The following is a 13,706-nucleotide window of genomic DNA, read 5'->3' on the forward strand; positions in this document are numbered from 1 at the left end:
TTTCCATCTAGCTTTTTTCTTTGATATAATAGGAAATGTTTTTCGTTTGATAAAGTTGCGGTTTGTTGGAGCGATAGATATGAAATCATTTGTATATGACTATGGAACAGAAGACTGGACGAAATGGATAGAGAGTCAAGGTCATCCGACCTTTCGATCAAAACAAATAATGGAATGGCTTTATTCCAAGCGAGTGACCTCTTTTGAAGAGATGACAAATTTATCAAAGGCACTGCGCGAAGAACTAGCCAGCCGGTTTGAATTCGAAACTCTGGAAACCATCACAACACAAACATCGCAGGACGGAACGGTTAAGTTTTTATTTGGTCTGCACGATAAAAATGCGATTGAGACCGTGATTATGCGACACCAATATGGAGTAAGTGTTTGCGTCACTACACAAGTAGGTTGTCGAATTGGTTGCACATTTTGTGCGTCTACTTTGGGTGGATTAAAACGAAATTTGACTACTGGAGAGATTGTGGCTCAGGTAGTGAAAGCACAGCAGCACTTGGATCAAACTGGAGAACGTGTCAAATCTGTTGTTATTATGGGATCGGGTGAGCCTTTTGAAAATTATGATGCTACTATTCAATTTGTACGTATCATCAATGATAAAAACGGCTTGAATATTGGACAACGCCATATTACCGTATCCACTAGCGGAGTAGTGCCAAATATTTATCGTTTTGCAGATGAGGATTGGCAAGTTCGGTTAGCCATCTCACTGCACGCCCCAAATCAAGATTTACGATCACGGCTTATGCCCATTAACCGCCGTTACCCTTTGAAAGACCTAATGACGGCATGCTGGTATTACCTTCAAAAAACAGGTAGAAGACTTACTTTTGAATACGCATTGATAGGTGAAAAAAATGACCAGGATGAACAAGCGCATGAGTTAGGAAAACTTTTATCTGGAATGAATTGTTTGGTTAACCTTATTCCGGTAAATTTTGTTCCTGAACGGAATTTTGTTCGCACACCTAGAAAGCAAATTTTTGCTTTCCAACGTATTTTGGAGTCTTATCATGTAGCTACGACGATAAGACGAGAACAGGGTCATGATATCGATGCAGCTTGTGGGCAACTTCGAGCTAAGCAACAAGGTTTACTAGAGAAATAAAGAAAGAATGAGAAAGGGGTAAGCCGGCATGGAGATAGCACATCGGACTCACATTGGCCTTGTTCGTGATCTCAATGAAGACAGTATTCATCTTTTCCGCACGAAATGTAGACGAGTGGTAGCCATAGTCGCAGATGGAATGGGTGGTCACCAAGCAGGTGATGTTGCTAGTCAACAAACGATTCGGATCATGGAACGATATTTAGCTCCTATTCAGTTTCAGCATACAACAGAAGACAAGAGTAATCATTTACTTCAAGCGGTTGGCAAGGCAAATGAGCAAGTTTTTTCTCTGGCGATGCGCAATAATCAATACCAAGGTATGGGTACAACCGTTGTTGGTGCTGTAATTGATTTAAAAGAAGTAGTTTTGGCTCATGTTGGTGATAGTAGAGCATATATGTTACATGATGGAGGATTGTACCAGCTAACAGAAGATCACTCCTATGTAAACATGTTGCAAAAACATGGTCAGATTACGGCGGAAGAGGCCAAAAATCATCCTCAACGTAATATGATTGTTCGAGCAGTGGGAACAAGTGATGAAGTAGAAGTTGATCTTATTACTACTCCATGGGAAAAAGATGATATTTTGCTCTTGTGCTCAGATGGATTGACTACAATGGTGAGTGAGAGAGAAATTGGTGAAGTGTTGTCACAAGCCGGAGAATCGATGGAGGAGAAAGCGGACCGCTTGTTACAGATGGCATTAAATGCTGGTGGAAAAGACAATGTTTCTCTGATTTTGTTGAAACATAGAGGAGCGTCTAGCCCATCTTAAGTGGGACTTAAGGAGGAGCGAGGTGACCATGCAGATGGAAGGGAAGAAACTTGGGGGACGTTACGAGATATTGAGTAGAATCGGCGGCGGAGGAATGGCCGTTGTATATAAAGCAAAAGATATTTTACTTCATCGAAATGTAGCGATAAAAGTATTGAGTGAATCCCTGAGTAATGATCAAGAATTTGTTCGAAGGTTTGATCGAGAAGCACAAGCTGCTGCTAGTTTATCTCATCCCAATATTGTCAATGTTTATGATGTAGGACAGGATGGATATATTCATTACATTGTAATGGAACTAGTAGAAGGTCCAACACTGAAACAAATGATTTTGGAGCGAGGCACATTATCAACAGCAGAAGCAGGCGATATAGCTGCTCAAATCTGTGATGGTCTCCAACATGCACATGATAATCAAATTGTGCATCGAGATATAAAGCCTCATAATATCTTAATTGGAACAAATGGAAGAGCAAAAGTAACTGATTTTGGAATCGCACGAGCTGCAAGTTCTTCAACCATTACCCAAACTGGTTCTGTGATGGGTTCAGTACATTATTTTTCTCCTGAACAAGCTCGTGGCGGACAGATCGGATCGAAAGCGGACATTTACTCGTTGGGTGTTGTGCTTTATGAAATGTTAACAGGTGAATTGCCTTTTGATGGAGATTCAGCGATTAGTATCGCATTAAAACATTTGCAAGAGCCGGTTATTGATCCAAGACAATTAAATGATAAGATACCAGAAAGTATGGTTAATATTGTTATGCGTGCTTTGGAGAAGGACCCTGAAATGCGATATACTTCTGTTAAAGCAATGATGCAAGATATAAACTATGCGTTGCAATTTGACAGCCGTAGAGAAAATAGATGGGAAAGATCTGCGAAAACAAGCGATATTTTCCAAACCATACCTATCTCTGCGGATGAAGAAACCGAAGCACACAAAGTATTTCAACCAAGAAATAACAAAACTACTTACCAGTCTCCAGTGCAGCGAGAAGAGATCCGCTCTCCTCGACGTTCGGAAACCAAACAGGCAACGCAAGTTGGTCAAGAAACAATGGCTGGTCTGGAACGTTTTCGAAATGTACCAAATGATAAAGATAAAACCGTATTTCAACGCACAGTTATTTGGCTGGACAATGTACAGGCAAAATTACCTTGGTGGCAGAAGTTAGTATTTAGTTTACTTACCATCGGCATCATTGTATTTATAGCCATTTATGGTTTTAGTTTAGTTTGGGGATTATTATCGGATCCAAATGACCCGGGTAATCAAACAGCTGGTAAAGTGAATATGGCTAATCTCACCGGTATGAGCAAAGATGAAGCAATAAATTGGTTTGAGTCACACAAACTGAATACTCCAACAGTGAAGTACGGGGAGAGTTCAGATGATAACCAAGATAAAGTCATTTCACAAGACCCTGCAGTAGGCACAGCAATTGATCAAGATTACAAACCTACTATTACGCTTGGTGCTGGCGGGGCAAATGAAGAATTCAAAGTAAAAGACTTTACTGGGATGTACGAAAGTAATCTTGGAAAGTATACCTCGTCTGATGAACTTGGTTATAAAGTGGACTATAACAAGAGTAGATGTTATAACGTAAATACAACCGGGCAAAATTTACAAAGAGGTCAAGTTTTAGAACAGTATCCGGCTGCAGGAAAGAATATTGAAAAAGGTGGGACGGTGTATTTATGGATATTTGCACCTGGAAGCGGAGGGTGTACCGATCTTCCACCTTCATTAGGCGGAACTGCTAAAAATGAAGATAACAAATTATTAGCTTATAATAGTGAGAAAGTTATTCTCAACGAGGAACATGCTATATCTTAATAGAAAGGAGAATGTGTGTATGCCGAATGGGCAGATCATAAAAGCGATAAGTGGGTTCTACTATGTGCGGTCTGATGACACCAACGAAATTACACAATGTCGGGCCCGCGGCATATTTAAATTTGAAAAGAAAAAAATAAAACCATTGGTTGGTGACATAGTTCAATGGGAAAGTGCGGGGTTGGATCAGGGAGTAATTACTTCCGTCCAACCCCGAACTTCTGAACTGCTGAGACCGCCTATAGCCAATGTAGAACAGGCGATTGTGGTATGTGCATTGCAGGAACCGAAATTTCAGTCTTTACCATTGGATCGCTTTTTGGTGCATGCGGAAAAAGAAAAATTACGTATTGTAATTTGTCTGACCAAAAAAGATTTGGTAATAGATCAAAATGAGATCACAGCGATAAAAGAGATGTATGAAAAAGCAGATTACCCGATTATAACTACAAGTATAAAAACGGGTGAGGGAATAGAAGAACTTCTAGATATACTAGAAGGCCAAACAACAGTATTTGCTGGTTTATCAGGTGTTGGAAAATCTTCTCTGCTCAATCACATCTTACCAAATGGCAATCAGAAAGTGGGAGCGGTCAGTGAAAAAATTGGACGAGGCCGTCATACAACACGTCAAGTAGAATTACTGCCATTAAAAGATGGGGGTCAAATAGCAGATACTCCTGGTTTTAGCCAATTGGGATTAAAGGGGATGACAGCGGAAGAATTGACTTATGCTTTTCCAGAATTCCATTCATATCTGGATGATTGTCGTTTTCGTGGTTGTTATCACCAAAATGAACCTGGTTGTGCTGTAAAAGAAGGAGTTTCAGCGGGAGAGCTAGACCCGGTTCGATATGAACACTATTTACTATTTTTAAATGAAATCCAGCAAGAAAGAAGGTATTAGTATGATTAAAATCGCACCTTCCCTTCTCTCGGCTGATTTTTCCCGTTTGAAGGAAGAAGTTCAAGAGATTGAGCAAGCAGGAGCAGATTGGTTACATATTGATGTAATGGATGGACATTTTGTTCCCAATCTAACATTTGGACCAGTTGTAGTTAATGCTATACGTCCTCATACATCACTACCATTTGATGTGCATTTGATGATAAACAATCCAGATAATTATATCCATGCGTTTGCAAATAGTGGTGCGAATGGAATAACTGTTCATCAAGAAACTTGTCCTCATTTACATCGTACCGTTTCTCATATCAAAGATTTGGGATTAAAAGCAGGAGTCGCCATTAATCCTGCAACTCCAATCACAGCGATTGAACCTATTTTGCCTGATGTGGATTTAGTATTACTAATGACTGTCAACCCAGGGTTCGGTGGTCAATCTTTTATTGCGAATGTGCTTCCAAAAATAGCAGAACTGCGAACGAAGATTGACCTATTGGGATTACCAACACAGATAGAAGTAGATGGCGGAATTGCTGTGGGCACTGCAAAACAGGTGGTTGAAAATGGTGCTTCTATTCTTGTAGCTGGATCAGCAGTTTTTGGACAAGAAGACCGCAAGAAAGCAATTGAATCCATTCGTAATGATTTTCGGTTAAAACAAATTTGATAGAATGTCTAAAGCCATGTGTTGGATGGATATCCTTGTGATAGGATAAGGTGCAGCCATGGTTTTTTTATGAAAAGTGATTCGTGGAACAGGAATATTTTGATAAAATAGCTATAGAAAATCATTATAATAGCAAATGTATTTGAGGAGGAAAATGGATTGGAACAACGACAGAAAGTTATTACATTAGTGGAAACAGCAGTTATCGCAGCATTGGCAATCGTTCTAAATTTACTTACACCATTTCAGCTTTGGCCAAACGGAGGCTCTGTAACATTAACAATGGTGCCTATTGCAATACTAGCTTTTCGTAGAGGAATTGTCCCTGGAATCACTGCAGGATTATTGACAGGCCTTATTTTACTTATTTTACCAGGTGCTTTTTATGCACATCCCGTTCAGGTGATTCTTGACTATCCTTTAGCATTTGCTCTGCTTGGATTTGCTGGAGTGCTTTCTATAAAAGGAGTAACCATACGGTCTGCACAAATCATTCGAGTGATTATCGGTTTATTTACAGCCGGAATTTTGCGCCTTCTCTCCCATTTTCTGTCGGGAGTTATCTTTTTTGCTGACTATGCCCCAAAAGGTCAGTCTGTGTATGTTTACTCATTTGTTTACAATGCCAGCTATATTTTACCGGAAATTATTATTTCTATTATTTTTGTCATTGTACTTTTGTACACGGCACCGAAATTATTTCAAGCAGAGTGAGTGTGAAACGCGTAATCGTAGTAGCTGGTGGAACGGTTACCAAGGAATTTTTACAAGCAAATATTGAGCAAACGGATATTGTCATAGGTGCGGACTATGGAGTAATTGCATTGTTAGAGGCAGGAATTAAACCTGAAGTAGCGGTCGGCGATTTTGATACAGCGGGAGAAGGAAAGTTTCGAGATTGGCAGGCATTAGGCATAGAAATTATTTCTCTTCCTGCAATGAAAGATGTAACAGATACACATGCAGCACTGGAACATGCGCTTACCTATGCACCGAGTCAAATAAGGTTGCTTGGGGCGCTTGGTGGAAAAAGAATCGATCATACCATAGTCAATATGCAATTATTAGAGTGGATGGCAATTCATGGAGTAGAGGGTATCTTACAAGATGAAACCAATCTTGTTCAATTGTTACAAGGGCCAGGGAAAGTTGATTTAGCAAACTTAGGTTATACCTATGTTTCGATATTGCCGATTAGTAATCGTATCAATGACGTGTCTACTGCAGGATTAGCCTATCCACTAACAAGGGATACTCTGATACGAGGAGAAACACGTGGAATTAGTAATCAAATCGTAGAAGAGACCGCAACCATCACTATTGCGGATGGAGTTTGTTTTGTTATTCAAAGTAAAGATTAGTACGATTACGATGTATTAAATAAGCACGGACTGCTAATTGTGAAGAGAAGAATCTTCAATATCTAATGGGAATATATTGGTGGATTTCTCATGCAGCTTTTTATACTAACTTTCGATCTTACTAAGACAGGTGAGTTCAACGACTGGCTCAAGCGTTACAGCTCATAAATAAGCAGAATTCCCCCCCTGAAAAGAGTGAATACTCATTTAGGGGAGATCGCATTTTACAATAGATAAATTTTGTTTCCCGTTCTAGGTACAAATACCCATGGGTAGAATATATATAGGATGACAAACAGGAAATGTACCGATGAAGAAGGAGGGAACTCGGTTGCGCTTTTATACGTTAAAACTTCCTAAGTTCCTTGGTGGAATGGTAAGAGCAATCCTGCATGTTTTTAAAAAGGAATAAATTGTGCGACTCCAATGGTTGGGTCGCTTTTTTTTTTTGCGTACAAATAATAGAATAGGTGTTTGGATAAACCTCATAGATAATATAATGATGGAGTTAATTATCTAAGGAGTACATTTATTAAATTTCAAAAATTATATATAATTGCAAAGCAAGGTTCTGTATCTAGAAAAAAAGGAACCAAGATGCCTGAACGCAGTATTGTGGAAAAGGCTCGCTTAGCAGCGGAGACATTCAATCCCCGACTCAAAGGGAAACAAGGTCCGCTACCGCAAAAAAATTCAAAGAGTACTGGGATGCTGTAGCGGATTATATTGAAAAGCATCCAAACAGTCCTGAAGTGAAAGAAATTTGTAAGACGTGGCCGAAAGACTGATTTCTCAAAACAAAACATAGCTGAGGAATAAAAGAGTGCCCAGTCATAGTCATTTAGACATTGACTGGGTGCTGCCTGTTTTAAAAAGAATAATTTTTTTTGATCCTACATCCGTTTTTTATTGGTTAGTTTTTTATTGTTGACAATTGTGTTAAGTTCCAAGATGGAATTGCACGACTTTTGCTTGGTTTTCCAAGAGATGTAATGTTGTTCCCTTGGATATGTGATCCAAAGGATTTTTGTAAACAGAAATTGAAGGACGATCGTTGCCAGAGAGGATTTACTCACCTAATTGTTCATGCCATCTCTCCAAATCATCTGCTTGAATGGCTTCTTCGATCAGTTGCCGCTCTTCATCCGGAAGATTGGGGATCTTTCAGCTTTTCTTCCATCTCTTTACGCCATTTTTTCCAAGCATCCATACGATTTCCCAGCTATTCGGTTTACTTACAATCAGTATACTTTTACCTTATGCCATAAAGGAAGCCGTTTAAGCATATTGTTTTTTCCGTGAAGCAGATGAACCAATGCCCATTGATTCTCTGTATTTCGTGACAGTACGGCGCGAAATAGAGATATCCATTTCTTTCAAAAGATCAGCCAGTTGTTGATCGGAGTATGGTTTGTCCATTTTTTCTGCGGATATCAGTTGTTTGATTTTTTTCTTTATGATCGAAATGGTAACTTCTGGATGTAACCCAGTCGGAAAAAAATAACGAAATGGAAAGATGCCATGTGGTGTTTGGATAAATTTATTTTTTGTTGCGCGACTAATGGTGGATTCATGCATACCTATGTCTTCCGCTACTCGCCTTAAAGTAAGCGGTTTCAAATCGCCTGCGCCTTTTATCAAGAAATTGGTTTGGTTTTGCAGTATACTATTTGTCACTTTGTACAGGGTGTGTTCCCGTTGTTCGATTGCTTTTAATAATGTTGTTGCATCCCGATAGGAATGTTCGATAAAGGAGATTTCCTTTTTTGTTAGATCCTTTTGAAGCAAAAAATGGCGATATTGATGATTGATATAAATAGATGGGCAGCTGTTTCTATTGATACATATTTCAACGCCGTTATTCGTTGTTTTTACCGTGACATCGGGTGTTATATGATGTGTGCAATCAGAACTAAATTGATTTGCAGGATATGGATTACACCGTTTTATTTCCTCGATTGCCTCCATTACTTCTGTCTTTCTCACATCGAGTTTTGTTGCGATTTTGTGCCACTCTCCATTAGCTGCTTCCGGTAAATAGTTTTGTACTATTTTCATTGCGACAGTGTTGGCAAGATTTTTGTTTTTTAATTGAATCAGTAAACATTCTTTGAAGTTTCTTGCACCAACACCAATTGGTTCCAATGATTGGATGATCGTTAAGCACTCAGTCAGTTCTAATGTGTGAAATGGAGTATGTTTCACCAAGGTTGACAGATCATCTTCCAGAAAACCTTTTTCATTTAAGCTTCTAATGAGAAAACGACAGATTTTTGTTTGTTTTTCATTTATCAATAAATAGGGAAGTTGTTCCTCCAAATAGTCAGTTAAACTCTGTGGTTTTGCAGTAAGTTCCAAAGCCGGGGAAGAGGTTGAGTTTCGAATTGCGTCATTGCTAAAATTTTGTAATTCTATTTTATCTTGTTCTTTTGCTTCGAGTAATGGATTTTCCAGCAACTGTTCATGTATATAGTTAGTTAGTTCTACACTGGAAAGCTGTAAAATTTGAATAGATTGTTTCATTGCTGGAGTTATTTGTAGTTTTGTTTGTTGTGTTTGTTGGGAATCAAGCCGGAAATTCATATTCACCACTTCTTTTTATACTGTTTATAAATATTTATTTTATCACAAAAAATAAAAACAAGGGATTTCAAAACATTCCCGAACTGTTTTGAGAAATGGGAACAAGAGAATATAATTTTCTTTAGATAGACTTTTATGTTAATTTTAGAGATATATCATCAGGATTATATGTGAGGAGAGAAACATGATTAAACGGGCAGTCTTTGCATTATGTTCCTTATTACTCATTTTTACTACACCACCTGTTTACGCAAAAAATGAACCGCAAAAAACAATCCGTATTGCAGGAGATAAAAATTTTCCTCCATTTGAATATTTGAGTGATTCTGGTGTTTATTCTGGATTTAATGTTGACGTAATGAATGCGATATCCATCCAAACAGGGATTAAGTTTGAGTTTGTACCCTTACCATGGAATCAAGCTATTCGTGCCCTGCAAGAGGGAAAAGTTGATGCAATACAAGGGATGAAATACAGTGCATCACGAGATCGCATTTATGATTTCTCCAAATCGTATTTCACAAGTGAGCAAGCCATCTTTGTTCGTAAAGACAATGTCCGCATTCGAGAAATACAAGATTTAAAAAATGCACAAGTAGCTGTGCAGAAAGGTGACATTGCTCAAACGTTATTAAAGAAGGAACAAGATGTGAAGTTAGTAGAAGTGGACAGCCAACAAGAGGCAATTACATTACTATCCAATGGTGAAGTCGATGCATTTGTTGGTAACCAGATTGCCGGAAAATACTTTGCTCAACTCATGGACAAACAAGACAATATCAAAATAGTCGGAGATCCCTTGTATCCAGAGGCATATGGTGTCGTGGTATTACCAAAAAATAAACGGTTACTTTCTACTATTAATGATGGTATCGATGCGATTAAAAAAGATGGTACGTATGACAAGATTCAACGAAAATGGTTTGGCGAACCCATTTTATCGTGGTCTACTTATGTGGAGAAATGGATTTTTTGGATAAAGATAGCTGCTTTGATAGCTGTTCTTTTATTTATCGGTGTTTTATGGTGGAATCGGCAATTAAAACGGGAAGTTGCGAAACGAACGCGGCAAATTGAACAGATAAACAAACAATTGGAAGAAAAAATGGTGCTTCTTGAGCAAAATAATTTGTTCCAACAACAGCTTCTGGATAGTGCCTACAGTTGTTTTATCACATTAGATCATAATGGAAATATTTCCATGTACAATCAAAAAGCGCAAGTGATGTTAGGAATCGATGAGACATATGTGGGAAAATCATTTTATGAATCTCCCCTTATTCAATTTATTTTACCTGAACAAATCGAACAAACATTAAATGAGTTGTATGTTTATTTACAACAAGAAGTTCATTGGCAAAAACAAAGTGAGAAATATATTATTTCCTATAGTTTATTTCCGCATAAAAATCAAGAAGGCAAAAGCATTGGTGTCATTGTGAATTTTTCAGATATAACCAAACGAAAAGAATTGGAACAGCAAATGGCACAAAGCAACCGACTTCGTGCGTTAGGGCAGCTTGTGCTTGGGATCGCCCATGAGATACGTAATCCGCTCACTTCCATTCTTACGTATGCTCAACTGTTGCCGCAAAAAATGGATAACAAAGAATTTTGTCGATTGTTTTCAGAACAGATCACAGATGAGATAACTAGGTTGAATGATTTGGTTAACGATTTGCTTCATTATGCGAAGCCCCGTAAATCAACACCTATATCTTTCCCGCTTGCTGCATTGGTGGAAAGCATTTTGTCTTTATTAAAACAAAATTATGTGGAGAAAAAAATTGCTATCAACACAAATATTTCAGATGATTGCTATGTTTTTGCTGATCGTCAGCAAGTTCAACAAATCATATTAAATATTGTTATTAATGCAATTCAAGCTCTTCCTGTTGAAGGAAATCTAGTGATTCATGGGAGAAGACAGGGTTCTACTGCTGTGATTGAAATACAAGACAATGGCTGTGGAATGGAAGAAGAAGATCTGGATCAAATTTTTGAGCCCTTTTATACAAAGAAAAATGATGGAGTTGGATTAGGTTTGGCGATAACTTATCAATTGGTAAAAGAAAATCATGGATCAATCCAAGTAAAAAGTCAATTACACAAAGGGACTACATTTTTATTATCTTTTCCAAATGATGCTGCATCTAAGGAGGGAACAACATGTATCCGGTAATGATCATCGATGATGAAGTAGCTATTTGCCAATCACTAAAATTTGCACTAGAAGACCGTTATCAAGTTTATACCTTTACTGATCCGGAGCAAGCTTTGCCATTGTTTAAGCGTATCGATTTTTCTCTAGTGCTTCTGGATTTAAAAATGGGAAAACACAATGGTTTGGATATATTGCAATCGATTAAACGTATTTCACCGAATACGATTGTGATTATGATTACAGCGTATGGAAGCATTCCTTCCTCCGTCGAGGCAATGCACAAAGGAGCTTTTTCTTATGTAACCAAACCAATTCATCTGGAGGAACTAATGGCATTATTGGATCGAGCAGAAGAGTATTATCATATGTCTTCGAAAGTTCAGTGGTTGAGCGAAGCATTAGAAAATGCGAATAATATCCACGGTTTTATTGGAAAAAGCCCTAAAATGCAGGAAGTTTTTCGGATGTTGGATAAAATTCGCAACGTAGACTCCAATGTTTTAATCACTGGAGAAAGTGGAACAGGAAAAGAGTTAGTTGCTAAGATTATCCATTATCAGAGTACTCGACATCAAAAACGATTTCAGACAATTAATTGTGCTGCGATACCGGAAAATCTGCTTGAGTCTGAGTTGTTTGGTCATGAAAAAGGATCATTTACAGGAGCTTTTGAGAAAAAGCAAGGTTTATTAGCTATTGCTGATAAAGGAACCGTTTTTTTGGATGAAATTGGAGAAATGGAACTGACTTTACAAGGGAAATTGCTTCGTGTCATTCAAGAACGAAAAATAACTCCTGTTGGGGGAACAGAAGAAAAATTAGTGAATTTCCGCTTGATAGCAGCTACTAACCGTGATCTGTGGAAAGATGTGCAAGACAAGCAGTTCCGTCAAGATTTGTATTATCGGTTAAACGTAATTCCTATCCATCTTCCTCCTTTACGTGAGAGGAAAGAAGATATTCCGTTATTAGTAGAGTTTTTGCTAAACAAATTGAGCCAACGTATGGGCAAACCAGTAGAAGGAATATCTCAAGAAGCACTGCAAGTTTTGCTGGATTATTCGTATCCAGGAAATGTCCGCGAACTGCAAAATATAATTGAACGCGCCATTGCTTTGACTTATTCCTCCGTCATACAAGTTGCTGATCTTCCTGAAGAAATGACAAGACAGCAACAAGTTTTTTCCAATCATACTTTAATCCCTATTTATGTAGGAGAAAAAATGGAGCAAATCGAGCGTAAAGTTATTCAGTATAATCTCTCTGCAATGAATGGCAATCGCCGCAAAACGGCACAAGTCATTGGTATTAGTGAAAGAAGTCTCAGAGATAAACTGAAAAAATATGCAGCAGAGTAGGCAAAAATCGCCGGCCGGCAAAATCTGCCGCTTTTTCAGACGGAAAAACCCTTATGATAAGGGTTTTTTGTTTTGGCATGCTTCTTGCTTCTTATAATAGTGACAAACTCTAGGAGGGATTAATTGATGAAATTATTTCGCAAAGCTTGTTGGATGATTGTTGCCTTGGTGCTCGTTTTCGCTGTGGCTGGTTGTAGTTCAAGTGAAACGACTTTAGAAAAAGTGAAAAAGGAAAAAGTGCTAGTTGTTGGAACAGATCCTACCTTCCAGCCATTTGAATTTAAAAATGCGAAAAAAGAATACGATGGTTTTGATATTGATATTATCCATGCTGTAGCCAAAGAGATGGGGGTAACGAAAGTACAATTTGTTGATACCGATTTCAAAGGCTTGATTCCTGGGTTACAAGCGAAAAAATTCGATGCCATTATCTCTGGTATTTATAAAACAGATGAACGTGCAAAAGTAATTGGGTTTTCAGACACCTATTATCCTGGTGGATTGGCGATTATGGTGAACGAAGATAACAATTCTGTCAAAAGCATTAATGATTTGAAGGGGAAAGAAGTAGCCGTGCAAATCGGTACCAAATCAGTGAGTTTCCTCAAAGAGAATTATCCACAAGTGAAAGTCAAAGAAGTTGAAAAAAATGCGGATATGTTTTTGGAATTAGAGAGTAGACGAGTAGAGGCAGTTGTGACAGGTCAGCCTGCTGCTAAAGTTTATGCAAAAGAAAAAGGCGGCGTAAAAGTACTGGACCAATTGTTAACACATGAAGAATATGCGATTGGGACAAGAAAAGAAGATGACAATCTAAATAAAGAATTTAATGCTGCATTAAAACGTCTAAAAGGCAATGGCGAATATGCAAAAATTGTTAAAAAGTGGTTTGGAGAATAAAAGGAAAGGGAGT

The 13,706-nt window shown here is 38.1% G+C and carries 12 protein-coding genes; 11 read left to right on the forward strand and 1 reads right to left on the reverse strand.

All coding sequences use genetic code 11. From position 1 onward, the window contains the following. The first annotated feature begins 79 nt into the window (after positions 1–79). The 8 genes from rlmN (at position 80) to spoVM (ending at position 7,100) form a co-directional block, all read left to right on the forward strand. Entirely contained in the window at positions 80–1,126 is a 1,047-nt protein-coding gene (gene rlmN, locus AC5WOC_RS10040) for a dual-specificity RNA methyltransferase RlmN (RefSeq protein ID WP_496055273.1), read from the forward strand. Positions 1,127–1,154: 28 nt separating this feature from the next. Beyond that, complete coding sequence (locus AC5WOC_RS10045) at positions 1,155–1,907, forward strand: Stp1/IreP family PP2C-type Ser/Thr phosphatase (protein WP_496055274.1); 753 nt, start codon at positions 1,155–1,157, stop codon at positions 1,905–1,907. Between the two features lie 34 nt (positions 1,908–1,941). Next, positions 1,942–3,753: a Stk1 family PASTA domain-containing Ser/Thr kinase gene (pknB, locus tag AC5WOC_RS10050; protein ID WP_496055403.1), complete on the forward strand. Its 1,812-nt coding sequence runs from the start codon at positions 1,942–1,944 to the stop codon at positions 3,751–3,753. A gap of 19 nt (positions 3,754–3,772) precedes the next feature. Then, positions 3,773–4,660, forward strand: coding sequence for a ribosome small subunit-dependent GTPase A (gene rsgA, locus AC5WOC_RS10055; protein ID WP_496055275.1), 888 nt, complete (start codon positions 3,773–3,775; stop codon positions 4,658–4,660). 1 nt (position 4,661) lies between these two features. Then, positions 4,662–5,327 (forward strand): ribulose-phosphate 3-epimerase, encoded by a 666-nt coding sequence (rpe, locus tag AC5WOC_RS10060; RefSeq protein ID WP_496055276.1) that lies wholly within the window; start codon positions 4,662–4,664, stop codon positions 5,325–5,327. Between the two features lie 159 nt (positions 5,328–5,486). Then, complete coding sequence (gene thiT, locus AC5WOC_RS10065) at positions 5,487–6,041, forward strand: energy-coupled thiamine transporter ThiT (protein WP_496055277.1); 555 nt, start codon at positions 5,487–5,489, stop codon at positions 6,039–6,041. Positions 6,042–6,043: 2 nt separating this feature from the next. Beyond that, positions 6,044–6,688, forward strand: coding sequence for a thiamine diphosphokinase (locus AC5WOC_RS10070; RefSeq protein WP_496055278.1), 645 nt, complete (start codon positions 6,044–6,046; stop codon positions 6,686–6,688). 310 nt (positions 6,689–6,998) lie between these two features. After that, positions 6,999–7,100 carry a stage V sporulation protein SpoVM gene (gene spoVM / locus AC5WOC_RS10075; RefSeq protein ID WP_496055279.1) on the forward strand — a complete coding sequence of 34 codons (102 nt, stop codon included), beginning with the start codon at positions 6,999–7,001 and terminating at the stop codon, positions 7,098–7,100. A gap of 866 nt (positions 7,101–7,966) precedes the next feature. On the opposite strand, the gene rpoN is transcribed toward spoVM, so the two are convergent. Continuing rightward, positions 7,967–9,271, reverse strand: coding sequence for an RNA polymerase factor sigma-54 (gene rpoN, locus AC5WOC_RS10080; protein WP_496055280.1), 1,305 nt, complete (start codon positions 9,269–9,271; stop codon positions 7,967–7,969). Positions 9,272–9,455: 184 nt separating this feature from the next. On the opposite strand from rpoN, the gene AC5WOC_RS10085 reads away from it, so the two are divergent. The 3 genes from AC5WOC_RS10085 to AC5WOC_RS10095 all read left to right on the forward strand — a co-directional run bounded on the left by AC5WOC_RS10085 (position 9,456) and on the right by AC5WOC_RS10095 (position 13,693). Then, positions 9,456–11,453, forward strand: a complete 1,998-nt coding sequence (locus tag AC5WOC_RS10085) for a transporter substrate-binding domain-containing protein (protein ID WP_496055281.1) — start codon at positions 9,456–9,458, stop codon at positions 11,451–11,453. Then, entirely contained in the window at positions 11,441–12,793 is a 1,353-nt protein-coding gene (locus tag AC5WOC_RS10090) for a sigma-54-dependent transcriptional regulator (protein WP_496055282.1), read from the forward strand. Before AC5WOC_RS10085 ends, AC5WOC_RS10090 begins: the two co-directional genes overlap by 13 nt. A 126-nt stretch (positions 12,794–12,919) precedes the next feature. Further along, positions 12,920–13,693 (forward strand): transporter substrate-binding domain-containing protein, encoded by a 774-nt coding sequence (locus AC5WOC_RS10095; protein ID WP_496055283.1) that lies wholly within the window; start codon positions 12,920–12,922, stop codon positions 13,691–13,693. Positions 13,694–13,706 lie beyond the last annotated feature (13 nt).

The organism is Shimazuella sp. NTD247 (genome assembly GCF_059510415.1).

Bases quoted from the DNA above. Each gene is read 5' to 3' on its own strand.
- AC5WOC_RS10085 (WP_496055281.1), top strand. From the start codon at position 9,456: ATGATTAAACGGGCAGTCTTTGCATTATGTTCCTTATTACTCATTTTT.
- rpoN (WP_496055280.1), bottom strand. From the start codon at position 9,271: ATGAATTTCCGGCTTGATTCCCAACAAACACAACAAACAAAACTACAA.
- rsgA (WP_496055275.1), top strand. From the start codon at position 3,773: ATGCCGAATGGGCAGATCATAAAAGCGATAAGTGGGTTCTACTATGTG.
- pknB (WP_496055403.1), top strand. From the start codon at position 1,942: ATGGAAGGGAAGAAACTTGGGGGACGTTACGAGATATTGAGTAGAATC.
- rlmN (WP_496055273.1), top strand. From the start codon at position 80: ATGAAATCATTTGTATATGACTATGGAACAGAAGACTGGACGAAATGG.
- rpe (WP_496055276.1), top strand. From the start codon at position 4,662: ATGATTAAAATCGCACCTTCCCTTCTCTCGGCTGATTTTTCCCGTTTG.
- AC5WOC_RS10095 (WP_496055283.1), top strand. From the start codon at position 12,920: ATGAAATTATTTCGCAAAGCTTGTTGGATGATTGTTGCCTTGGTGCTC.
- AC5WOC_RS10045 (WP_496055274.1), top strand. From the start codon at position 1,155: ATGGAGATAGCACATCGGACTCACATTGGCCTTGTTCGTGATCTCAAT.
- spoVM (WP_496055279.1), top strand. From the start codon at position 6,999: ATGAAGAAGGAGGGAACTCGGTTGCGCTTTTATACGTTAAAACTTCCT.
- AC5WOC_RS10090 (WP_496055282.1), top strand. From the start codon at position 11,441: ATGTATCCGGTAATGATCATCGATGATGAAGTAGCTATTTGCCAATCA.